A 22741-nucleotide genomic window follows, 5' to 3' on the forward strand; every position below is an offset into this window, starting at 1 on the left:
CTCGTTACCTATATGACCCTTAGTCAACGCGAATTGAAACGGAAAATCAGCGTTTAGGCGGGACATTGGTTTACTTTCCCTTGGACCAATTGGTTGCTTGGGGGTTAACTAGATGTAACTGAATACAACCGGACGATTTATTATGACCCGTGTGTTTGCTTTTGTGCTGTTCGCCTGCACCTCTCTCTCCGCCTGCGTGATGAGCGATTTTCCTTTAGATGAGAACGGTCAACCGATCTATCCGCCAGAGATCATCGCAGCTCTGCCTGAAGGTGTGCCGCCTGCGATCGTCTTTTTGGCCGCTGATGGATGTTATGCCTATTCGATCGAGGTTTCAGAGCCAGCCACAGGTTTCCCACTTTATGGCCGTGATGGAAAACGTGTCTGCAATGCAGAAGCCCAAGCGCGGGTCGCTGCGACACCTGACGTATAACAATAGCGCAGCTTTAACTGCGCCCATAGGACGACGAGAATGGAATTTTCGGTCAAGTTCGAGAACGCACCGGGTTTGCCAGAAAACAAAGGTCCAGTGACCGTTGGATGGTTCCTGAATTCACAAAAGGCGGGTGTGATTTTCTATCCGCCCGAACGGTTCCGCAGCACGGAAAAGAATAAGACCCACGCCAAATCGGCATCACGCTGCCCCGCAGTGATCAACATGGAGAGCCGATATTTCGTATTTCGCGCTCCGTTTGACCTGCATCTGCAATTCGTGCGGGACAAGGACGGCAAACCTGGGCTGCGCAACCTGAACGGCGATCTTAGCCCCGTCAGGGCGAATAAGATCAGCCAGCACCTTCACGTGACATCTGAAAAGGAATGGCGGCATCCAAACGTGCCGACCATCCAACTGTCGCTGCCCTATGTCTTGGTCGCGGATGAGCCCGTCTATGCGACCCAGCTCGCGCCGTTTATGCACTACCAAAAGGACCCTTGGCCGGGCACGATTTTTGGTGGGCGGTTCCCGATTAATGTGTGGCCGCGCCCGTTGATGTGGGCCTTTGAATGGTACGACACGTCAAAGCCGCTCAAGATCACTCGCGGTGATCCCCTGTTCTACGTCATGTTCGAAGCCGCCACGCCCGACCGCAGTGTCGCCTTGGTAGAGACTGAATTGACCAAAGAACTGGCCGACTACGTTGATTTCGTGTCGGGCGCTGTGAACTTTGTGAACCAGACGTTTAGCCTGTTTGAACGCGCCGAAGAGGTGCGCCCCGATACGCTGATCAAACCCTTGAAGCGCCGCAAAACAGATGACTGAACGGACGGCCAGAGAGATCCGCTCTGCAGCGATCAGCGCCCATCAATCGGGCAAGCTGGATACGGCTTTGCGAGACTATGCAGACTATCTCGCGGCGCGGCCCGACGACGCCCAGATGTGGTCGAACTACGGGGCGCTGTTGCGGCGGATCAAACAGTATCACAACGCAGAACGGGCACATCGGCGCGCCTATGCCATCGACCCTGAAAATACAGTCGTGCAGGCGAACTTTGCGAATATCTTGTCGGACCTCGGCAAATACGAAGAGTCGATTGCGCTGCGGAAACTGCTGCTCGCTGAAGACCCTAACCTGCCTGAACAGCACTCCCTGATCGGGCGGTGTTTGCGCGGAATGGGGCGTTACGAAGAAGCTGTCGAGTATCTCTCTCCGCTGATCCCTCAGTTTCCCGACTATCACGACATGTCACTTCAAGCGGCTATGTCAGCACTTGCGCTGGGCGACTATGAAAAGGCCTTCGATCTCTACAAGGCGCGTTGGGGCTTGGGCGAGCTCACAAAGCGTGACTTGTCGTTTCCCGAATGGAATGGCGAACCGCTGGACGGCAAAACGATCCTTGTCTTGCCGGAGCAAGGGTTTGGCGACTGCGTTTTGATGGCGCGTCACCTGCCTGATCTGAAACGTCTGGGTGCGAAAACAGTCACTGTTTTGGCTGAAAAACCGCTGTTCCGTCTTTTCCAAGGCCTTTCGGGTGCGGATCGTGTCGTCAGTTCGATCAACGCAAAGTCCGAAGCCGACTACTGGATCAATATGATGGACTTGGGTGGTATCGCGTTGAAAACGGATGCCGATCTGCGCCACCCGACCCAGCTTTCGATCCCCGAAGATTCCCGTATTCGCGCCCGTGCCATCACCGCACCATATCGCGATAAATTCAAGGTCGGCGTCGTCTGGACGGGCTCCGTCACCTATAAGGCCAACGCGTTTCGGTCATTTAGTCACACTGACTTCCTACCCCTAGCGGATGTAAAATCTGTACAGTTATTTTCACTCTACAAGGGCCCGATGGTCGATGCCTTTTACGCTGACGGAAGCGCGGGTTTGATCGTGGATGCGGCGTCATCGGACAGGGACTTTGCCGATTGCGCAGCAACGATGGAAGAAATGGACCTGATCATTTCGTCAGACACGGCCACCGCGCATATCGCGGGATCGCTGGGTTTGCCGACGTGGGTGGTACTGCATTCCGATGCGTTTTGGGTCTATCGGCACAGCGGGGACACCACGCCTTGGTATCCGACGATGCGGTTGTTCAGACAACAAGAGGCGCTGAAATGGGATGAAGTTATGGGCCGCGTTAGGGTCGAATTGGAACGGAAGGTAGCAGCACATGGATGATATTTTGGTTCCGACTGCGCCGGGTGAATTGATCGACAAACTGACCATTCTCCGCCTGAAATCCGAACGTATCTTGGATGCGGCTAAGCTTTCGAACGTCGCCCATGAGCGCAAAGTTCTGCAAGACATCGCTGATCAGGCTCTGCCCGAGTCCAAGAAATTGGGCCTTTTGTGGGAAACACTTTACCAGATTAACGCGAGCCTTTGGGTTATCGAAGATGACATCCGCGAATGTGAATCTCGTCAGGATTTCGGCGCAGAGTTCATCCGACTTGCGCGTGCCGTGTATCAAACCAATGACCGTCGGGCGGCGGTTAAGAAACAGATCAACCTACTGCTCGGCTCGGCCATCGTTGAGGAAAAATCCTATTTCGAGGTGCCATAATGACGATTGATAGCCGCCTACGCGCTGTAAAAACCGAAATCGCCCAATTGCAGGCCGAGTTGAACGGTCTATTGGTCGCCGAAAAGACCCGCAAACGGGGTGCGATTTTACGGGAATTGCATCAACTGCGCCGCGCCTCTGATCCGACATATCACTACATGTCGCAAGCGGGTCAGGACTGGGTCATTGACCGTTTGCTGGACCATAAAACGGGCGGAACTTTCGTCGATGTGGGCGGCTATGACGGCGTAACAGGGTCGAATTCTCTGTTCTTTGAGCAAATCCGCGGGTGGACAGGGGTTCTGGTCGAACCCGTTGCGTCCCAGATCGCAAAGGCGCGGATTGCACGGAAATGTCCCTGCGTCGAAGTGGCCGTCGCCCCCACGGACGGCACCGCATCGTTTATCGCGGTGACCCGCGGCTTCACGCAGATGAGCGGGCTTGCCGATTTATATGATGAAGATTTGCTTCAAACTGTCCGCGATGACCCCCGTCACGCCGAAGAATTGGTCACCGTCGAGACGCGCACCCTGTCCCGCATTTTGACCGAGAGCGGCATCCCTCATCCCGACTTCATTTCGTTGGACATTGAGGGCGGCGAAGTCGCTGTTTTAAAGGCGTTTCCCTTTGATCAGCATCGGGTCGCGTTTTGGTCGATTGAGAACAATTCCAAGACCACCGAGATCGCCGATATCATGCGTGCGAATGGCTACGATCTGATCGAATTCGCAGGCCCTGATGAACTCTACCGTCGCCGGTCCTGAATTTACGACCTGTTAAACCTCTCCCCTTAGCCCTGATTGCGGGTGAATAAAGGTGGATGAGATGGCAGTTCAATCGAACGCGCCGGTGATCATCAAGCGCAAAAAGGTCGTGGTCGGTGACGGTCATCACGGCGGCGCTTGGAAGGTTGCCTACGCAGATTTTGTGACCGCGATGATGGCGTTCTTTATGCTGATGTGGCTTCTGAACTCCACGTCAGAACAGCAACGCACGGGACTCGCGGATTACTTCGCACCCTCGATCCCGCTCAGTCAGGTGTCTGCAAGCGGCGAGGGTATGTTTGGCGGCGTAGACATCGCGACAAGCGATACGTTTATCAAATCTGGTGACGGTGGCACGCCTGATATAGGCGGGGATGGTGGCGCCGTTCCACCCGATGTGGCTGCGCTAGAGGAACTCGAATCCATCCTGATCGGTCAAGGCGGTGAGGTTCTGCTATCTGACCGCATGATGCGCCATGTCGTGACCCGCATCACCGACGAGGGCCTAGTTATCGAACTCTTCGATGTCCCTGACGCGCCATTGTTCGATGGTGTGAACCCGTCCCAGACAACGCAAGACCTCGCAAGGGTTATCGCCCGTGTAGCAACGATGGTGACCAACGGCATTGCAATCGAAGGGCATGTCGCGGCGCGTCCGCTGGTCATCGCAGACAATCCCGTGTGGCAGTTGTCCACGGATCATGCCGCCATATTCCGAACCCTACTCGAAGGGGCAGGTTTGCCGCCAGAACGGCTCCGCCGTGTGACGGGTCATGCGGATCGCGAACCTGCGGACCCGATACCGACAGCCCTGCGGAACAATCGGCTCGAGGTCATCTTACTCCGCGGTCCGCTGCGTTAGGCGACTGTTAAGAGGTGGCGGATATTCTGCCTGAAATCATCGTCCCCGATGCAGAAAGGCTCCGTATGACGATTTCATCTTCGCTTAATGCTTCCGTTGCTGGTTTGGCCGCGAACGCGACCCGTCTGGCTGCGATCTCTGATAACATCGCGAACTCTTCGACTTATGGCTACAAACGCGCCGTGACCGACTTTCATTCCATGGTGATTGAAACGGGCACTGGCACCTATTCCGCTGGTGGTGTGCGCACGACGAACACGCGTTTGATCGACCAGCGTGGCGCACTTGTTTCTACGTCGAGTGCGACTGACTTGGCCGTTCGTGGGCGCGGCATGTTGCCCGTCACGACCGAAGCCTCGGTGAACGTCGATAACGGTGATCACCCGATGATGCTGACCACGACAGGGTCGTTTAGCACCGATGATCGGGGGTATCTCACAACGTCCAGCGGGCTTATCCTCATGGGCTGGCCGGCAAATACCGATGGCACCATTCCGACCTATCCGCGCGACACAGCGGATGGGTTGGAACCTGTCAAAATCAACACGAACCAATTCGCGGGAGAGGCGACGACCTATGTCGATCTTGCGGTGAACCTGCCCGCGACTTCAACCGACTCCTCCGCCGTCGGGGAGACCGAAGAACTATCGGTCGAATACTTCGACAACCTTGGTAAATCAGAGAGCTTAACCATTGAATTCGTGCCGATTGTACCTGCGAGCGGCTCGTCCAATTCATGGACAATGGTCGTGCGCGACAGCGCCTCTGCCAATGCGATTGTCGGTGAATATAACCTGACCTTCGACGACACGCGCGGCGCGGGCGGAACGTTGAAATCGGTCACGCCCGTTACGGGTGGCGCTTACGATGGGACCGATGGTTACATCAGCCTGAACGTGAACGGCGGGCCAATGGATCTAAACCTTGGTATTCTGGGCACCTCTGGTGGCTTGACCCAACTTTCTGACGCGTTTCAGCCTGTATCAGTGTCGAAAAATGGAACCCCCGTCGGCAATATGACCTCCATCGAAGTCGATGCGAACGGCTTTGTCTCGGCCGCCTTTGACATCGGAATCACGCGGGTGATTTACCAAATACCGCTCGTTGATGTGTCCAATATCAACGGCCTCGAATCCCTCGATTATCAAAGCTACCGACCCACCCCCGACAGCGGATCATTCTTCCTTTGGGACGCAGGTGATGGTCCGACGGGTGACATCGTGGCCTATGCACGCGAGGAATCCTCGACCGATGTGGCGGGTGAATTGACCGAACTGATCCAAACCCAGCGTGCCTATTCGTCGAACGCCAAAGTGATCCAGACCGTGGCGTTGTCCTTGGCCGAATTGACCTCTTTACCCGTGGAAATGGTGTCCTGAACCTTGGACAGGTTGCTATTGATCGATTTCAAAGTGTTCAGCGCAACCATTGCGCCGTTGTTCGTCAGAATGCTCGACATGAGTGCGAGTCCTTTTCATGGAGGGGCGCTTTTGCGCCGTGAGTTCAATGGCCATTTCGGCCGGAGAAATCGTCGTTCTGACGGGGGTCAGGTCAGGCCCGACAATCCATTTCGGATGTGAGGCCACCTTGGGCAGAGTCGGCTAACGAAGTCCTAATAGCCGCCTCAAAAATCGTTCAAATTAGATCTTTTGTTGCAGGGCTTCGGGCCGCATCACATGAACGGCATGGTGCCCAGCCGCGTCATAAGTCCCGAAGTTCGCCATCTGCTGTTTCTGATCAACGAGCCGTTTGCGCACGTTCTCAATCCCGTTCAGCGCCATCTGCAACAGACGTGCATTCCGCTCTGCCGCGGGTCGAATTGCCGCCGCGAAACTGGCATCAGTGCTGGCCTTTTCGGTGATCGCCTTCAAGGGCGCCGACAGTTGATCCAAAGCGCGATAATCCCCACATAAGGTGGCCTGTCGCGCCTGATCCAGAAGGTCCAAAGCGTGTTGTGTCTGGTCAGTCATGAGCTCTCTCCGAAAGGGCGCGAAAGATCGATTCCGAGAGGCCGATTCCGCCGCCTTCGACCATAATGCGGGCCTGTTCTTCGCGCAGAAATGACGCGAAATGTTCGCCGCCAGCGCCTGCGCCAAAGGCGCCCGACGTGTCGCCAAGTCCCGAATATTTCAGCATTTCTGCCAAAAACGCGGTTTCCATTTCGTTGGCGACCGTTCGCAATTGCGAAGTCGAACTGACTGCGCTGGGCTGTTCGGTCAAAAGGGGGATCATCGGCACCTCCGATCCGTGGGTATCGGGGATGAAATAAATCGATGGCGGTAAAGATTCGGTAAGCATCGGGCGCTAAACCCGACCCATGATGCTTCAACCCGATCTCATCTGCGCTCTGCCGATTTTGCCCCAGATTCCCGTCGAATCTGCAGAGGCAATGCCGCAAGAGCTGCCCGATTTCGCGAGGGTATTGCAGGAGATCACTGAGGTTGAGACAGACGAGCCTGAGTTGGAGGTCGGCACCGAAGTGATCGCCCCTGAGTGGGAGTTCACTACGGTCTCCGTTGTGGCTCGGGTCTTTGTGCCCCAGCCAGAACAGCCGATGGTGCCAGCGGATGAGGCGGAGCGTGACTTTACGCTCGAACCGAAGCAACCGACTGCGCCTGTGGCCGAAGTGGAACGCGCACCTGACAGCCCCGATGTGCAGGCCCCGACATCCCCTCCAACACGGGCGGAGGCGGTGCAACTCGTTTCTTTGGAAGCACCTGAACCAAAAATCAAAGAAGGTATAGAGCAACGCTCTTCCGTCCCCTCAGCTCCTCCCCCTATCGCCGAGACGCCCACATTTACGCTGCCATATCATCCGATTGCTCCCATTCCGATTGCGGCACCAAAACCGATCCTCGTCCCTGCGCAAATCGTTCGGCACATCGCCGAACAGATTCTGGTTTCGGTCGCCAACGATGACAGCGGCACCACCGAAATTGCTTTAAACCCCGAAGAACTAGGCCGCGTGCGGCTGCACATGACCGTGACGGATCAAACCGTGCAGATTGTGGTTGCTGCGGAACGACCTGAAACCTCTGACCTCATGCGGCGGCATTTGGACTTGCTTCAGCAGGAGTTTCGGTCGCTTGGCTTCCAATCCGTCGATCTGGGGTTCGCGGATGACGGTGGACGAAACTCACCCAAAGAGACCCCTAAACCGACGCAAATCCTCGTCGAAGTCCCTCCCGACGACCCAACCCCCACGCAGCAAATCATATCGACAGGCGTCGACATAAGGCTCTGAAAAGGATGATAAAATGGATGTGACCGCAACGACATCAACGACAACCACGACGGCACCCACCTCGTCATCGGCGATCAGCTCGGACTTTGAGACGTTCTTGAACATGCTGACAGTCCAGATGCAGAATCAGGACCCGCTAAACCCAACCGATCCCTCGGACTATGCCGTGCAATTGGCGACCTTTTCGTCAGTCGAACAGCAGGTCAAAACCAATGACCTCTTGGCGCAGTTGATGGCCGTTATGTCATCCTCCGCGATGTCCGACATGGGCGCGTGGATCGGTCAAGACGTCAGGGCGCCGTCCACCGCACGCTTCGACGGAACGCCCATTTCGGTCGCGACATCGGTCGACGCTGACGCGGACTCTGCCGATTTGGTCGTGGTGAACAGTTACGGGGCCGAAGTGCAACGCATCGCCATTGATCCGACCTCGGGCACCGTGACGTGGGCGGGGGTTGATGACTACGGGTCGCCGATGACCTCTGGCGACTACGGTTTCTATGTTGAGAGCTATCAATCGGACACCCTCATCGCGACCACACAGGCGAGCGTTTACGGCACCGTGGCAGAAGTCCGCACCGAATCTGGTGCGACCGTTCTCGTCCTCGAAAACGGGGCGGAGGTGCCGGTCGAAACCGTCACCGCCCTGCGTGCTAGATAAACAGCGTCGCGACCCAAGCCGCCCCAACAACCGCCGCGCCCGCAATTGCCCAGAGGGCAGAGGTGCTGCGCACTTCTTCCTCTTCGCCAAAGTTCTTACCCTGCCGCACCAGCGCGGCCTCGGCCATTTCAGGAAGGCGCGGACCAAAGCGGGACAGAACCCGCGCCGTCCGAATCAGATCACGCATGACCGCCTTGGGTCCGATCGCGTTCTTGATGTAGGACTCAACGACGGGGCGGGCATCGGCCCAGATATCGACGTTCGGATTGAGCGACCGCGCAACGCCTTCGACAACGACCATCGTGCGCTGCAGAAGGATCAGTTCGGTACGGGTTTGCATGCCAAACCGTTCCGTCACTTCAAAAAGGTAAGACAGCAGGCGCGCCATCGAAATGCGGCTCGCATCCATGCCAAAGATCGGCTCACCAACGGCACGCAGCGCACGCGCGAATTCATCAACATCTTGATTTGCAGGGACATATCCTGCTTCAAAGTGCACTTCGGCCACGCGTTTATAGTCGCGTTTGATGAACCCGTAGAGGATTTCTGCGTATACACGACGTGTATATTCATCAATGCTGCCCATGATCCCAAAGTCATAAGCTATGATGTCGCCGTTCGCCGCGACCTTGAGGTTGCCCTGATGCATATCGCCGTGGAACAAACCATCGCGCAGCGCTTGGCTTAGGAAAATTTGCAGCACGCGGGTCGCTAGCGCATTGCGGTCGTGACCCGCAGCATCCAGCGCCGCGTTGTCACCCATATTGGTGCCCTCAGCCCATTGAAGCGTCATCACACGCCGCGCCGACAACTGCCAATTCACGCGCGGAACGGTAAAGCCCTCGTCGGCTTCGGTGTTCGCCGCAAATTCAGAAGCTGACGCGCTCTCTAGCCTGAGGTCCAACTCGCCACGCACAACACCGTCGAAATGTTCGATCACCTCAATCGGGCGCAATCGGCGGGATTTGCGCGACAGAAACTCGATCATATTGGCGGCAAAGTAGAAGGCGTCGATATCCTTGCGAAACGCCTTTTCCACGCCAGGCCGCAGAACCTTTACGGCGACTTCTTCACCTGTCGACCGGAGTACGGCCTTGTGAACCTGCGCGAGCGATGCTGCGGCAACGGGTTCGGAAAAGCTGGCGAATACTTCATCGACAGAAATGCCCAGCTCGTGCTCGACCTCGCGTTTCGCGATATCGACCGAAAACGCGGGCAACTGGTCCTGCAACACGCGTAGTTCCCGTGCGAGGTCGTCGCCCACCACATCAGGACGCGTCGAAAGGATCTGACCGAATTTGATATAAGCAGGCCCCAGCGCCGTCAGCGCCCGCGTGGTCGGCGGCAGAGATGCATCGCCACGGTAGCCCAGCCAGCGAAACGGCAACGCCAGCGTCCGCGCCGTGAACCGCAGCAACGGCCCAGCCTCAAACGCGTCTAGAACGACATTCATAGCGCCCGCGCGTTCCAGCGTGGCACCCGTGCGGACAAGCCGCCAAATGTTGTGAGGACCGCGCATCAGATTTTCCACCCCGAATGCAGCGCCGCGATGCCCAGCGACAAGTTGCGATACTTCGCGTTCTCAAACCCTGCCTTTTTCACCATCGACAGGAACGTGTCTTGATCTGGGAACTTGCGGATCGATTCGACGAGGTATTGGTAGCTGTCCCGATCATTCGCGATCAGTTGGCCCATCCGCGGAATAACGTTGAACGAATAGAGGTCGTAGGCCTTTTGCATCATCGGGTTCGGCAGCTGGCTGAACTCCAGCACCATCAGGCGACCACCTGGGCGCAGAACGCGGTAAGCCTCATTGAGAGCCTCTTGGGGGCGGGTCACGTTACGGATGCCAAAGCTGATCGTGTAAACGTCGAACGTATTGTCGGGGAACGGCAACTTCATCGCGTCGCCCACAACCCAATCGAGGCTATCGGCCATATCGTCCGCCTCGGCCCGCTGACGCCCAGCCACCAGCATCGATTCCGTGAGGTCGAGCACCGTCGAATGTCCGCTGCCTGCGCGTTTCAGGAAACGGAACGAAATGTCACCGGTGCCGCCTGCAACGTCCAACAGCTTTTGTCCCGGACGCGGGGCCAGCCAATCCATCATCGCGTCTTTCCAAACACGGTGGATGCCGACGCTCATCACGTCATTCATAATGTCATATTTCGACGCGACCGAAGTAAACACGCCCTGCACGCGGCCTGCTTTTTCGTCTTCCCGCACGGTTTCGAAACCAAAGTGGGTGGTGTTTTCTGGTGTCTCGGTCATGGCACTTGCCGTCCTCGTGCTTGCGTCACATCTTTAGGGGCCAATTGGGGCATACACTGGACCCCCGCAGATAGGAAGCACGCCATGCCCGAATTGCCAGAGGTAGAGACAGTCCGCCGCGGCCTGCAACCCGCGATGGAAGGCGAAATCATCGCGAAAGCCTCGGTCAACCGTCCCGACCTGCGTTGGCCGTTCCCCGAAAATATGGCGGATCGTCTGACAGGCAAGCGGATCAATGCCCTGCGCAGGCGGTCCAAATACATCCTCGCGGACCTTGATAGTGGGGAAACGCTGCTGATTCACCTCGGGATGTCGGGGCGTATGACTGTCTCTGGCGTCACCATCGGCGAATTCCACCACCCGCACCCCGTGCCTGCGAAACATGATCACGTTGTGTTTGACATGGCGAACGGTGCGCGCGTGACCTTTAACGATGCTCGTCGGTTCGGCGCGATGGACCTTATGGAGACGGCTAAGGCCGATGACCACTGGCTGTTACGGGACATCGGGCCAGAGCCGTTTTCCAACAGTTTCAACGAACACTACCTGACCGAGCGACTCAGGGGAAAGACTTCGCCCATCAAAACGACCCTCCTCGATCAAGGAATCGTTGCTGGATTAGGGAATATCTACGTTTGCGAGGTTCTTTATCGCGCAGGCATCAACCCAAAGCGCAAAGCAGGCCAAATTTCTGCCGCTCGTATCGCATCGCTTGTCCCGATCATCCGCGAAGTCCTCTCTGAGGCGATTGAAGCAGGCGGTTCTTCGCTCAAAGACCACCGTCAAGCCGATGGAGAGCTAGGATATTTTCAGCATACGTTCCGCGTCTACGATCAGGAAGGAAACCCTTGCAAAACAGAGGGATGCCCTAACGTCATTCATCGATTCGTACTGTCGGGACGCTCAACTTTCTATTGTCCGCAATGCCAAAGATAGCTTGATCGGTGTCACAGCTTTGTTAAGCAGTTGGTCCTGTGAAAATGATAACAGAGGCTGCACATGGCTTATGAGACCATCATCGTCGACGTTCAGGGATACGTCGCACTGATAACCCTGAACCGTCCCGAGGCTCTCAATGCGCTGAACTCGAAACTTCTCGGCGAACTGTGCGATGCACTCGAAGCCGCTGATGAAAACGAGAAGGTGCGCTGCATCGTCATCACTGGTTCAGAAAAGGCATTTGCCGCTGGTGCTGACATCTCCGAAATGTCGGAAAAATCCTTCGTTGATATGGTCAGCGCTAAATTCTTTGCGACCGAAAGCGACCGTTTCAACAACACAAAGAAACCGATCATCGCAGCCGTTGCTGGCTACGCGCTGGGCGGTGGCTGCGAACTCGCAATGATGTGCGATTTCATCATCGCAGGCGACAACGCCAAATTCGGCCAGCCCGAGATCAACCTCGGTGTGATCGCTGGGATCGGCGGCACGCAGCGCCTGTCGCGCTACGTTGGCAAATCCAAATCAATGGATATGCACCTGACGGGCCGTTTCATGGATGCCGAAGAAGCAGAGCGTTCGGGCCTCGTGTCCCGCGTCGTTCCTGCGAAAAAGCTGAAAGAAGAAGCACTGGCCGCCGCTGGTAAGATCGCAGAGAAATCACTGATCGCTGCCGCTGCTGCGAAGGATTGCGTGAACAAGGCGTTCGAAACCTCGCTCTCCGAGGGCGTCGCTTACGAACGCGCGGTGTTCTACTCGCTCTTTGCAACCGAAGATCAAAAAGAAGGCATGGCTGCCTTTCTCGAAAAGCGTGAACCGCAGTTCCGCGACCGCTAAAACACTTGCCTTTTTGGGCGGCGGGCCTTAAACGCCGCCCGATACATGCGTGTGAGGCCCGCTCTGGCCAGAATCAGCCGGTTCAGAAACCCGGTCGGGCTCCGTTGCATTAACGATATTCAAATTAGCCCGAGAGAGGGGAACCGCACATGGCAAACACGCCGCAGTCCAAAAAACGCGCCCGTCAGAACGTTGTTCGCGCTGACATCAACAAAATGCGCCGTTCGCGCATCCGCACCTTCCTGCGTAAAGTCGAAGAAGCAATCGCTTCGGGCGACAAAGACGCAGCTGCTGCAGCTCTGAAAGCTGCTCAGCCGGAACTGATGCGTGGCGTCACCAAAGGCATCTTCCACAAGAACACCGCATCGCGCAAAATGTCGCGCCTTGCATCGCGTGTTAAAGCGATCGCCTGATTCCATCCTTTAGGGTAGAAAAACGAAAAATGAACGCGCCTCTCGGGGCGCGTTTTTTGTTGCCCACTTACCACCGAACCCCAATTTTATAAGCGCTTTCAAAAAACGAACAGATTCTTTTTGGCCAAAGTCCGAGTCAAGATCGTTGTTGTGTTGAAGCGGTCCGAGTGAGGTTGCTAGTGTCACTTAGCGATTCACATCGTTCCTGGGGGAGCATGGTGAAAGTGAGGTCATTGTAGCATCCGGATCTGCTCTGGATGACATCTGATTTTTGCGCTCACCTGGCCAGTACCATTTAGTACGGCCATAATGTTCTGACGTTTTTCACTCTGGCAGGGTGACGAACGCACACCCCATATTGGGCTCGTTATGTGCCGTCCGACAGGCGGTAAAACGGATCCAAACCAGAGATGCAGGTGACCTTGGCTGTCCGAATTTGGGATCGGGCAAACGATGGTGCTTTGTCTTTTGTGGAGTTGATGTGTCGGGGGAAACCTATCGCAAGAAACGTTTGGGACAGGCATTGGGATATGACGACGACTATGTGGGGCACGATTCGCGAAACGCTAAAAAACAGTGTGGGGACTGGAAATTTTGCGAACTGGATCGAGCCGCTTGAACTAGTAAGTGTGAACGAAGGCGTGGCTCAATTTACAGCGCCGACCTCGTTCTTTGGTAACTACGTCACGCAAAACTATGCGGACCAGATTATCTATCATTTGAACCGCAATGGTGCCCAAGTCGAACGCCTCGCGTTTGATGTCCGCCCTGCCGCCAACAGCGCCCGTCCCGCGCCTGTTGCTGCTACGCCTGTGCGTCAGTCCCCTGCGAGCATCGATCCCTCGATTCCCGATGCAACGCTGGACCCGCGTTACACATTCGAAAATTTCGTCGTCGGAAAACCGAACGAGCTCGCTCATGCTGCGGCCCGTCGCGTTGCCGAAGGTGGCCCCGTCACCTTTAACCCGCTGTTCCTCTATGGCGGCGTTGGTCTGGGTAAAACCCACCTGATGCACGCCGTTGCCCATGAAATCCGCCGCCGTTCGCCCGAAAAGAACGTGGTGTATCTCTCGGCTGAGCAATTCATGTATCGCTTCATCTCCGCGCTCAAAGATCGCAAGATGATCGACTTCAAACAGATGTTCCGTTCGGTCGACGTCCTGATGGTCGACGACGTTCAGTTCATCGCTGGCAAAGACTCGACCCAAGAAGAGTTCTTCCACACCTTCAACGCGCTCGTTGAATCCCGCAAACAGATCATCATTTCGGCTGACCGTGCGCCGGGTGAAATCAAAGACCTTGAGGACCGCATCAAATCGCGTCTCCAGTGTGGTCTCGTCGTGGACCTGCACCCGACCGATTACGAACTCCGCGTCGGCATTCTCCAGACCAAAGCGGAACTCTATGCAGAGCAATTCCCGGGTCTTCAGATCGACAACGGCGTGCTGGAATTCCTTGCGCACAAGATCACAACGAACGTCCGCGTTCTCGAAGGTGCACTGAACCGTCTCTTTGCGATGGCATCGCTGGTCGGTAAGCCGATCACCCTCGAGATGACGCAAGACTGCCTTGCCGACCTTCTGAAATCGTCCGAGCGTCGCGTTACTATCGACGAAATTCAGCGCAAGGTCGCAGAGCACTTTAACATCCGCCTGTCCGACCTCATCGGCCCGAAACGTCTGCGCGCCTATGCTCGTCCGCGTCAGGTTGCGATGTGGCTGGCGAAACAGCTGACCAACCGTTCCTTGCCGGAAATCGGTCGGAAATTCGGTGGCCGCGACCATACGACCGTGATGCACGGTGTGCGCCGCATCGACGAACTTTCCGCGGCAGATTCGCAACTTTCCGACGAATTGGAACTGCTTCGCCGCACGCTCGCGTCTTGACGCTGCACGCGCAGTATTAAACAGTGACAAAAAGAGCTTGAGCCGAGAGGGGAAACGTATAGTTTTCACCTCCCGGCCTTGTCAGGTCCGAGAAGCGGAGCGAGGGACATGAAATTCAGTATCGAACGCGCGGTTTTGCTCAAGGCAGTCGCACAAGCCCAATCGGTTGTGGAACGCCGGAACACTATTCCAATTCTGGCCAACGTCTTGATCGAAGCCGAAGGCGATAGCGTTCAGTTCCGCGCCACCGACCTCGACATCGAAGTCGTTGATAAAGCATCCGCAATGGTCGAACGCGCTGGCGCCACCACGGTCGCCGCCGTTACCTTGAACGAAATCGTTCGCAAACTGCCCGATGGCGCGCTGGTCACCCTGACCGAAGACGGCGTCAAAGGCCGCCTGACCATCGAAGCAGGCCGTTCGAACTTTAGCCTCGCGACCCTTCCCAAAGAAGATTTCCCCGTGATGGCGTCGTCCGACTACGCGACGAACTTTGCTGCTCCTGCACCAGTTCTGCGCCGCCTGTTCGATAAATCGAAATTCGCGATCTCGACGGAAGAAACCCGTTACTACCTGAACGGCGTCTACATGCACGTCGCCACGGGCGAAGACGGCCCCGCGCTGCGCTGCGTTGCGACCGACGGCCACCGTCTGGCCCGCATCGACGCTGCTCTGCCTGATGGCGCAAGCGACATGCCGGGCGTGATCGTTCCGCGCAAAACCGTTGGCGAACTTCGTAAACTGCTCGACGACGATGATATGCGAATCGCCGTATCGGTTTCGGAAACCAAAGTCCGCTTTGCGACACCGAACATCACCCTGACCTCCAAGGTCATCGACGGCACCTTCCCCGACTACACCCGCGTGATCCCGCAGGGGAACACCCGTAGGCTCGAAGTCGACGCGAGCGATTTCGCAAAGGCCGTGGACCGTGTAGCGACCGTGTCGTCCGAACGCTCCCGCGCCGTCAAATTGTCGCTCGACGAGGACCGTCTGGTTCTCTCCGTCAACGCCCCTGACAGCGGTGCCGCGACCGAAGAACTGGCTGTTGCCTATGACGACGAACGTCTGGAAATCGGCTTTAACGCCAAATACTTGCTTGAAATCGCATCCCAAGTGGACCGCGAAAACGCAGTATTCTTGTTCAACTCGTCTGGCGACCCGACCCTGATGCGCGAAGGTAACGACACCTCAGCCGTCTACGTCGTCATGCCGATGCGCGTCTGACCTTGGTCAGCAGCCACCGACAGACTGGAATGAGGGAGGGCCGCGCATGAGCGGCCTTTCTGTTGATGTGCTCAAGCTTTCGCACTTTCGGTCGCACAAGCGCGCCGTGGCCGAATTTGATGGCCGCCCCGTTGCGATCTATGGGCCGAATGGCGCGGGCAAGACCAACATTCTAGAGGCCGTCTCGCTCCTCTCCCCCGGTCGTGGCCTTCGTCGCGCCGCAGCCGAGGATATGATCCGCAAGCAAGAGGCGCTCGGCTGGAAAATCAGCGCGGAAATTACGTCTCTCCATCAGTTTCACGAGGTCGAGACGTGGATGGAGCCCGACAAAGGCCGCCAGCTTCGCATTGATGGTAAAGCCGCGCCGCAAGTCGCACTGGGCCGCATTGCCCGCGTCCTCTGGCTCGTGCCGTCTATGGATCGCCTTTGGATCGAGGGGGCAGACGGGCGCCGTCGCTTCCTTGATCGCATGACGATGAGCTTTGAACCCTCTCATGCCGAGGCCGTTCTGACCTATGAAAAAGCCATGCGCGAACGCAATCGCCTACTCAAAGACATGGTGCGCGACGCCCATTGGTATGCCGCTCTAGAGACGCAGATGGCGCAGGCTGGCATTGCGATCACCGCCAATCGCAACCGCGCCATAGCAGAGCTTCAGGATGCCCAAGACGCCGCCGAAACCGCCTTTCCCATCGCGGATTTGGCGCTGACCCACGCTGAGGACTTGGCCGAGGACGAAACCGCTCTGCGCGACCAATTCGCAGCCAACCGTCAGCGCGATATGTCCGCTGGCCGCACCCTGATCGGCCCGCACCGCAGTGATCTAGACGCCACATTCCGCGCCAAAGGCGTTCCCGCCTCTGATTGCTCGACGGGTGAACAAAAGGCGCTTCTGATCTCGCTGATCCTCGCCAATGGTCGCGCCTTGGCCCGTGATTTCGGCGCCCCGCCGATCCTTTTGCTGGACGAAGTTGCAGCCCACCTTGACGCGGGCCGCCGCGCCGCGCTCTATGATGAAATATGCGCGCTGGGGGCACAGGCGTTCATGACTGGCACGGGTCCAGAACTGTTCGAAGAACTGCAGTCACGTGCGCAATATATTGAAATCACAGAAGATAATGGCACGTCCATTACCACCCAAAAGGATTTGCCATGACCCCTCAGCGCGTCACCTTGATCACCCTCGGCGTGGCAGACCTCGAACAATCCAAGGCCTTCTACGCGGCCCTCGGCTGGTCACCCGCCGAAGAGCAACCTGGAGTGACGTTCTACCAACTCCATGGGCAACTCTTAGGCCTGTTCCCGCTCGACGAACTGGCGAAAGACCAAGGTCGCCCAGACGCGCAGCTCGGGACGGGTGCAGTCACCTTGGCGCAGAATTTCAACACCGTCGAAGACGTCGACGCTGCCTTTGACCTCGCCTTGTCCGCTGGCGCGACCTGCCTGAAACGGCCCGAGAAAGTGTTCTGGGGTGGATACTCTGGCTACTACGCCGACCTCGACGGTCACGTTTGGGAACTCGCTCACAATCCATTTTGGCCGCTCTCCGACGACGGCAGCTTAACTTTACCGAGGTCCGAATGACCCTGACGATTCAACAGCTTGCGCTTTACGCAGGCGCTCTGTTCATTCTGTTCATGACCCCTGGTCCTGTCTGGGTTGCGCTGATGGCGCGTGCTATGTCGGGCGGATTCCGCGCTGCATGGCCACTCGCCCTTGGCGTGGTGGTCGGCGATGTCATGTGGTCCGTCCTCGCCATCCTCGGCGTGTCGTGGATCGTAAGCCAATACGCGGGCTTCTTGGACCTGATGCGCTATGTGGCCTCACTTACGTTCCTGTTCATGGGTTACATGGTCATCCGTAACGCCGACAAAACCATCGCCTCTGACAGCCGCCTAACCCGTCCGGGCGTCATCGCAGGCTTTGTCGCGGGCCTCGCCGTGATCATCGGAAACCCCAAGGCGATTTTGTTCTACATGGGTATGCTGCCGGGCTTCTTTGACCTGTCCCAACTCACCGTCGCAGACATCGTCGCCATAGGTGCGCTCTCGGCCATCGTGCCGCTGATCGGCAACCTTATCATGGGCGCATTTATCGGTAAGGTGCGGGCGCTTCTGACCTCACCACGCGCGCTCAAGCGGATGAACCTGACGGCAGGGTGGCTACTGGTAGCTGTCGGGGTCGTTATCCCCTTTTTATAAACACAAAATATGGTGCGAATTGCGTGACATTCCCCCGCCAATTTTCTATATTTTGGCAACTGAATAACGGGAAAACACCGAATGTCCGATCAAGAGCAGCAGCCAGCCGAGTATGGCGCCGATTCTATTAAAGTTCTCAAGGGCTTGGACGCTGTCCGCAAGCGCCCTGGGATGTATATTGGCGACACCGACGACGGGTCTGGCCTGCACCACATGATCTATGAGGCCGTCGATAACGGCATCGACGAAGCACTAGCTGGCCACGCCGACCATGTTTCTGTGAAAATCCACGCGGATAGCTCTGTTTCCGTGACCGACAACGGCCGCGGTATTCCCGTCGATATGCACCCCGAAGAAGGCATCTCCGCAGCCGAGGTTATCATGACCCAGCTGCACGCGGGTGGTAAGTTCGACCAGAACTCCTACAAGGTCTCTGGCGGTTTGCACGGCGTGGGTATTTCCGTTGTGAACGCGCTGTCCGACTGGCTCGAACTGCGCATCTGGCGCAACGACAAAGAACACTACGTCCGCTTTGAAAAAGGCGTGACCGTCGAACCGCTACGCGTGGTTGGCGACACTCCGGGCAAAAAGGGCACGCAGGTGCGCTTTATGGCGTCCTCGCGCACCAATGCGCCCGACGGCACCTTCTTGAACCTCGAATACAGCTACGATGTTCTGGAAAAGCGTCTGCGCGAACTGGCCTTCCTGAACTCTGGCGTCCGCATCCTCGTCGAAGACGACCGTCCCGCTGAAGCGATCAAGACGGAGCTGTTCTACGATGGCGGCGTGAAAGAGTTCGTTAAATACCTCGACCGCTCCAAACACCCGATGTTCCCAGAGCCGATCTTTGTGACAGGCGAACGCGATGGCATCGGCGTCGAGGTCGCGATGTGGTGGAACGACAGCTACCACGAAAACGTTCTGCCCTTTACCAACAACATCCCGCAGCGCGATGGCGGCACCCACTTGGCCGGTTTCCGCGCCGCGCTGACCCGCACCCTGACCAAATACGCGCAGGAAAGCGGTATCGCGAAAAAGGAAAAGGTTTCCTTCTCTGGCGACGACGCCCGCGAAGGTCTGACCTGTGTTCTCTCGGTCAAAGTGCCTGATCCGAAATTCTCGTCACAGACCAAGGATAAACTCGTTTCGTCCGAGGTCCGTCCTGCGGTTGAGAACCTCGTTGGCGAAAAACTGGCCGAATGGTTCGAGGAAAACCCCAACGAAGCCAAACAGATCGTCGGCAAAATCATCGAGGCCGCTCTGGCCCGTGAGGCAGCTCGTAAGGCCCGCGAATTGACCCGCCGCAAAACCGCGATGGACGTCAACTTCCTCGCTGGGAAGCTCAAGGATTGTTCGGAAAAAGACCCGTCCAAGACCGAAGTCTTCCTCGTCGAGGGTGATTCCGCAGGTGGCTCCGCGCAGACAGGCCGTGACCGTAGCACGCAGGCTATTCTGCCGCTCAAAGGTAAAATCCTGAACGTCGAACGCGCTCGTTTTGACCGCATGCTGTCGTCGCAGGAAATCGGCAACCTCGTCATGGCGCTCGGCACTGGCATCGGTCGCGACGAATTCAATCTGTCCAAGCTCCGCTACCACAAGATCGTCATCATGACCGACGCGGACGTGGACGGCGCACACATTAGAACGCTGCTCTTGACCTTCTTCTTCCGTCAGATGCCGCAACTGATCGAAGCAGGTCACCTCTACATCGCGCAGCCCCCGCTCTATAAGGTTTCTCGCGGTAAATCAGAGGTTTACCTCAAAGATCAGGCCGCGATGGATGAATACCTCATCCAACAGGGCGTTGACGGTGCGATCCTTCGCTTGTCGAACGGCGCTGAACTTGCGGGTCAGGACTTGCTCCGCGTTGTTGAAAACGCACGCAGCCTCAAACGCGTGATCGACGCCTTCCCGACGCACTATCCGCGCCACATCCTCGAACAAGCGGCCGTTGCTGGTGCCTTTGTTCCGGGTGCTGTGGACGCTGACCTTCAGGGCGTCGCGGACAAGGTCGCGAAACGTCTGGACCTCATCGCACTCGAATACGAACGTGGCTGGACGGGCCGTATCACTCAGGATCACGGCATCCGTCTCGCCCGTATTCTGCGCGGCGTAGAAGAGGTCCGCACCCTCGACGGCGGCATGCTCCGCTCTGGCGAGGCGCGCAAAACGGGCTCCTTCACCGAGGCGCTGCAAGAAGTCTACAACGAACCCGCGAAACTGATCCGAAAAGACCGCGTTCAGGTCATCTACGGCCCGCTCGGCCTGCTGCAAGCGATCCTTGAAGAGGGCGAAAAAGGTCTTTCGATTCAACGCTATAAAGGTCTGGGCGAGATGAACCCTGACCAGCTTTGGGAAACCACCCTGGACCCAGATGCACGCACCTTCTTGCAGGTTAAGATCGACGATCTGGTTGAGGCCGACGACATCTTTAGCAAGCTGATGGGCGATGAAGTTGAACCACGGCGCGACTTTATCCAGCAAAACGCGCTGAGCGTCGAAAACCTCGACTTCTAATCAATCTGACCCGCCCCAACTGGGCGGGTCTTTTGCTTTCGGCCCGACGACATGGAAAAAATCCGTTCCCTCTACGAAGACGACACCGTCGCCGCACATCGGTTTCGCTACGGCGTCCTCGTGTTCGACATCGCGACAATCCTCTTTGTGATTGGAACGTCATTCTACGATCATACCGTCACCATCGAAATCATCGATGCGGTATTCGGCGTTTTGATCCTGACGGACTTTTTCATCCGTTTCTGGATCGAAAAAGAAAAACGCCTCATGGCATTCCGCCTCGCGACATGGGCTGATGTTGCAGCGGTACTATCCTTCCTCGCGCCGATCACAGGCGAAGGCGTCGGCTTCCTCCGCATCCTTCGTACGCTCCGCTTACTGCATACATATCAATTACTTAGCAGACTTCGTCAGGACTTCAGCTTCTTCCGAAAGAACGAAGACATCGTCCTCGCCTCCCTGAACCTCGGCGTGTTTCTCTTTGTAATGACGGGCCTCATCTACGCGACTCAAGTCAATGTGAACCCAGAGATCCGCAACTACGCCGACGCGCTCTATTTCACTGTGACGACGCTGACCACGACGGGCTTCGGCGACATTACCCTGACAGGACCGTGGGGCCGCATGCTATCGGTCGGCGTCATGATCTTTGGTGTGACGCTCTTCTTGCGCCTCCTCCAAGTCCTCTTTCGCCCGTCCAAGGTCCGTCAGGAATGCAAGACCTGCGGCCTCATCCTCCACGATGCGGACGCCGTTCATTGCAAACACTGCGGCGAAACGATCTACATTCGGACCGAAGGCGACGTGTGATCAGAACACGATTGCCCAGAGCACAGGCAGCAAGATCGCGGTCGCTAACGCATTGAGGCCCATCGCTAATCCCGCGAACGCCCCCGCAACTTCGTTGACCTGAAGCGCCCGCGCCGTCCCGATCCCATGGCTCGCCGTGCCCATCGCGAATCCACGCGCGGCCCAGTCTTTGACCCCGACCGCATTCAAGACGAACGTCCCGAACATCGCGCCGAAAATGCCCGTGATAATCACGACGACCGCTGTCAGCGACGGCAGCCCGCCGATCTTTTCCGCGACGGCCATCGCGACGGGCGCCGTGATCGATTTCGGCGCGAGGGTGGCGAGGATATCTGGCCCTCCGCCGAGCAGCCATGCGATGCCCACAGCGGTGAAAATCGCGGTTAACGACCCACAGAGCAGGCTCACGCCAATTGCCAAGGCCGACTGTCTGACCTTTGCCAATTGTCGATAGAGCGGAACCGCCAGTGATACCGTCGCAGGACCAAGGAGGAAGTGCACGAACTGCGCTCCTTCAAAGTATTGCGGGTAACTTGTCCCTGTCGAAATCAGCACCCCGACGATCACGATCACCGAAATTAGAACGGGATTCAAAATCGGGTTCCGCCCCGCCTTTTCAAACAGCCAAAACGCCCCCTGAAACGCGATCAGCGTCAACGTCAGGTGAAACAGCGGCGAGGCGCTCAGATAAACCCATGTATCGCGCAGGTTTTCCATCAGTTGCCTCGCTTCATCAGGCGGCTCATGATGAGGGCCGTCACCGCAATTGTGGCCAGCGTGCTGACGACCAGTGCCGCCGCGATGGGCACCGCCGCCTCACCGATCAGCCCGAAATGCATCATGACGCCCGCGCCCGCAGGGACGAACAACAGCGACATGTATTTCTGCAATCCGCCCGCGACCTCGCCCAAATCATCCGGAACAAAACCACGTATTATCAAGTAGATGAACAGCAGAACCATGCCGACCACGGGGCCGGGGACGGGTAGGGCGAGCGTGCCCACGATGACTTCGCCGATCAATTGGCAACTGAAAATCAGTGTTAGATAGCCCAGCATCTCGTGCCTCCCGCTGTCGTATGATTAAGGGGTAAAGGGGCAAACCGC

Annotated in this window: 25 protein-coding genes and 1 pseudogene; 19 read left to right on the forward strand and 7 right to left on the reverse strand. The window is 57.0% G+C overall.

Features of this window, described 5'->3' with window-relative positions:
• The first annotated feature begins 142 nt into the window (after positions 1 to 142).
• The 7 genes from AC1QQ2_RS05865 (at position 143) to AC1QQ2_RS05895 (ending at position 6008) form a co-directional block, all read left to right on the forward strand.
• Positions 143 to 433, forward strand: coding sequence for a hypothetical protein (locus tag AC1QQ2_RS05865; RefSeq protein ID WP_249946212.1), 291 nt, complete (start codon positions 143 to 145; stop codon positions 431 to 433).
• 39 nt (positions 434 to 472) lie between these two features.
• Positions 473 to 1261 carry a hypothetical protein gene (locus tag AC1QQ2_RS05870; RefSeq protein ID WP_479712434.1) on the forward strand — a complete coding sequence of 263 codons (789 nt, stop codon included), beginning with the start codon at positions 473 to 475 and terminating at the stop codon, positions 1259 to 1261.
• Positions 1254 to 2618 (forward strand): tetratricopeptide repeat protein, encoded by a 1365-nt coding sequence (locus AC1QQ2_RS05875; protein WP_479712435.1) that lies wholly within the window; start codon positions 1254 to 1256, stop codon positions 2616 to 2618. The genes AC1QQ2_RS05870 and AC1QQ2_RS05875 overlap by 8 nt, the downstream gene beginning before the upstream one ends.
• Positions 2611 to 3003, forward strand: coding sequence for a DUF6165 family protein (locus AC1QQ2_RS05880; RefSeq protein WP_479712436.1), 393 nt, complete (start codon positions 2611 to 2613; stop codon positions 3001 to 3003). The genes AC1QQ2_RS05875 and AC1QQ2_RS05880 overlap by 8 nt, the downstream gene beginning before the upstream one ends.
• Complete coding sequence (locus AC1QQ2_RS05885; RefSeq protein ID WP_479712437.1) at positions 3003 to 3767, forward strand: FkbM family methyltransferase; 765 nt, start codon at positions 3003 to 3005, stop codon at positions 3765 to 3767. The genes AC1QQ2_RS05880 and AC1QQ2_RS05885 overlap by 1 nt, the downstream gene beginning before the upstream one ends.
• 61 nt (positions 3768 to 3828) lie before the next feature.
• Positions 3829 to 4629, forward strand: a complete 801-nt coding sequence (locus AC1QQ2_RS05890; protein ID WP_479712438.1) for a flagellar motor protein MotB — start codon at positions 3829 to 3831, stop codon at positions 4627 to 4629.
• A 65-nt stretch (positions 4630 to 4694) separates the two neighbouring features.
• Positions 4695 to 6008, forward strand: coding sequence for a flagellar hook protein FlgE (locus tag AC1QQ2_RS05895; RefSeq protein ID WP_105236239.1), 1314 nt, complete (start codon positions 4695 to 4697; stop codon positions 6006 to 6008).
• Here the strand turns inward: AC1QQ2_RS05895 and AC1QQ2_RS05900 are convergent.
• The 3 genes and pseudogenes from AC1QQ2_RS05900 to AC1QQ2_RS05910 form a co-directional block, all read right to left on the reverse strand.
• Positions 5948 to 6088 (reverse strand): annotated as a pseudogene (locus AC1QQ2_RS05900) (flagellin N-terminal helical domain-containing protein); the annotation flags it as partial. The gene AC1QQ2_RS05895 and the pseudogene AC1QQ2_RS05900 overlap by 61 nt on opposite strands.
• A 181-nt stretch (positions 6089 to 6269) precedes the next feature.
• A complete protein-coding gene (locus tag AC1QQ2_RS05905; RefSeq protein WP_479712439.1) occupies positions 6270 to 6599 on the reverse strand; it encodes a hypothetical protein in 330 nt (109 codons plus the stop codon).
• A complete protein-coding gene (locus AC1QQ2_RS05910; RefSeq protein WP_479712440.1) occupies positions 6592 to 6861 on the reverse strand; it encodes a rod-binding protein in 270 nt (89 codons plus the stop codon). The genes AC1QQ2_RS05905 and AC1QQ2_RS05910 overlap by 8 nt, the downstream gene beginning before the upstream one ends.
• Before the next feature lie 85 nt (positions 6862 to 6946).
• Between AC1QQ2_RS05910 and AC1QQ2_RS05915 the strand changes: the two genes are divergently transcribed.
• Both AC1QQ2_RS05915 and AC1QQ2_RS05920 read left to right on the forward strand, forming a co-directional pair.
• Complete coding sequence (locus tag AC1QQ2_RS05915; protein WP_479712441.1) at positions 6947 to 7873, forward strand: flagellar hook-length control protein FliK; 927 nt, start codon at positions 6947 to 6949, stop codon at positions 7871 to 7873.
• A gap of 13 nt (positions 7874 to 7886) precedes the next feature.
• Positions 7887 to 8534 carry a flagellar hook capping FlgD N-terminal domain-containing protein gene (locus AC1QQ2_RS05920; protein ID WP_479712442.1) on the forward strand — a complete coding sequence of 216 codons (648 nt, stop codon included), beginning with the start codon at positions 7887 to 7889 and terminating at the stop codon, positions 8532 to 8534.
• Here the strand turns inward: AC1QQ2_RS05920 and ubiB are convergent.
• Positions 8527 to 10053 carry a 2-polyprenylphenol 6-hydroxylase gene (gene ubiB / locus AC1QQ2_RS05925; protein WP_249946203.1) on the reverse strand — a complete coding sequence of 509 codons (1527 nt, stop codon included), beginning with the start codon at positions 10051 to 10053 and terminating at the stop codon, positions 8527 to 8529. The two genes, AC1QQ2_RS05920 and ubiB, sit on opposite strands and share 8 nt — an antisense overlap.
• A complete protein-coding gene (gene ubiE, locus AC1QQ2_RS05930; RefSeq protein ID WP_067551887.1) occupies positions 10053 to 10805 on the reverse strand; it encodes a bifunctional demethylmenaquinone methyltransferase/2-methoxy-6-polyprenyl-1,4-benzoquinol methylase UbiE in 753 nt (250 codons plus the stop codon). Before ubiE ends, ubiB begins: the two co-directional genes overlap by 1 nt.
• 84 nt (positions 10806 to 10889) lie before the next feature.
• Between ubiE and mutM the strand changes: the two genes are divergently transcribed.
• The 10 genes from mutM to AC1QQ2_RS05980 all read left to right on the forward strand — a co-directional run bounded on the left by mutM (position 10890) and on the right by AC1QQ2_RS05980 (position 21635).
• Positions 10890 to 11741 carry a bifunctional DNA-formamidopyrimidine glycosylase/DNA-(apurinic or apyrimidinic site) lyase gene (gene mutM / locus AC1QQ2_RS05935; protein WP_479712443.1) on the forward strand — a complete coding sequence of 284 codons (852 nt, stop codon included), beginning with the start codon at positions 10890 to 10892 and terminating at the stop codon, positions 11739 to 11741.
• Positions 11742 to 11804: 63 nt separating this feature from the next.
• Complete coding sequence (locus tag AC1QQ2_RS05940; RefSeq protein ID WP_105236246.1) at positions 11805 to 12581, forward strand: enoyl-CoA hydratase; 777 nt, start codon at positions 11805 to 11807, stop codon at positions 12579 to 12581.
• Between the two features lie 149 nt (positions 12582 to 12730).
• Positions 12731 to 12994: a 30S ribosomal protein S20 gene (gene rpsT / locus AC1QQ2_RS05945; RefSeq protein WP_105236247.1), complete on the forward strand. Its 264-nt coding sequence runs from the start codon at positions 12731 to 12733 to the stop codon at positions 12992 to 12994.
• Between the two features lie 530 nt (positions 12995 to 13524).
• A complete protein-coding gene (gene dnaA / locus AC1QQ2_RS05950) occupies positions 13525 to 14880 on the forward strand; it encodes a chromosomal replication initiator protein DnaA (RefSeq protein WP_479712444.1) in 1356 nt (451 codons plus the stop codon).
• 108 nt (positions 14881 to 14988) lie between these two features.
• Complete coding sequence (gene dnaN / locus AC1QQ2_RS05955; RefSeq protein ID WP_479712445.1) at positions 14989 to 16107, forward strand: DNA polymerase III subunit beta; 1119 nt, start codon at positions 14989 to 14991, stop codon at positions 16105 to 16107.
• Positions 16108 to 16153: 46 nt separating this feature from the next.
• Positions 16154 to 17263: a DNA replication/repair protein RecF gene (gene recF, locus AC1QQ2_RS05960; RefSeq protein WP_479712446.1), complete on the forward strand. Its 1110-nt coding sequence runs from the start codon at positions 16154 to 16156 to the stop codon at positions 17261 to 17263.
• Positions 17260 to 17691 (forward strand): VOC family protein, encoded by a 432-nt coding sequence (locus AC1QQ2_RS05965; protein ID WP_105233971.1) that lies wholly within the window; start codon positions 17260 to 17262, stop codon positions 17689 to 17691. Before recF ends, AC1QQ2_RS05965 begins: the two co-directional genes overlap by 4 nt.
• On the forward strand, positions 17688 to 18308 hold the full coding sequence (locus tag AC1QQ2_RS05970; protein ID WP_479712447.1) for a LysE family translocator: 621 nt from the start codon (positions 17688 to 17690) through the stop codon (positions 18306 to 18308). Before AC1QQ2_RS05965 ends, AC1QQ2_RS05970 begins: the two co-directional genes overlap by 4 nt.
• Before the next feature lie 81 nt (positions 18309 to 18389).
• Positions 18390 to 20825 carry a DNA topoisomerase (ATP-hydrolyzing) subunit B gene (gene gyrB, locus AC1QQ2_RS05975; protein ID WP_479712448.1) on the forward strand — a complete coding sequence of 812 codons (2436 nt, stop codon included), beginning with the start codon at positions 18390 to 18392 and terminating at the stop codon, positions 20823 to 20825.
• Positions 20826 to 20876: 51 nt separating this feature from the next.
• Positions 20877 to 21635 carry a potassium channel family protein gene (locus AC1QQ2_RS05980; protein ID WP_249946196.1) on the forward strand — a complete coding sequence of 253 codons (759 nt, stop codon included), beginning with the start codon at positions 20877 to 20879 and terminating at the stop codon, positions 21633 to 21635.
• Here AC1QQ2_RS05980 and AC1QQ2_RS05985 read toward each other — a convergent pair whose 3' ends face one another.
• Together AC1QQ2_RS05985 and AC1QQ2_RS05990 are read right to left on the reverse strand one after the other, a co-directional pair.
• Positions 21636 to 22352 carry an LrgB family protein gene (locus AC1QQ2_RS05985; RefSeq protein WP_479712449.1) on the reverse strand — a complete coding sequence of 239 codons (717 nt, stop codon included), beginning with the start codon at positions 22350 to 22352 and terminating at the stop codon, positions 21636 to 21638.
• Positions 22352 to 22693, reverse strand: a complete 342-nt coding sequence (locus AC1QQ2_RS05990; RefSeq protein WP_479712450.1) for a CidA/LrgA family protein — start codon at positions 22691 to 22693, stop codon at positions 22352 to 22354. Before AC1QQ2_RS05990 ends, AC1QQ2_RS05985 begins: the two co-directional genes overlap by 1 nt.
• Positions 22694 to 22741 lie beyond the last annotated feature (48 nt).

Origin of the sequence: Aestuarium sp. (assembly GCF_023253315.1) — a bacterium.
Taxonomy (GTDB): domain Bacteria; phylum Pseudomonadota; class Alphaproteobacteria; order Rhodobacterales; family Rhodobacteraceae; genus Marivivens; species Marivivens donghaensis.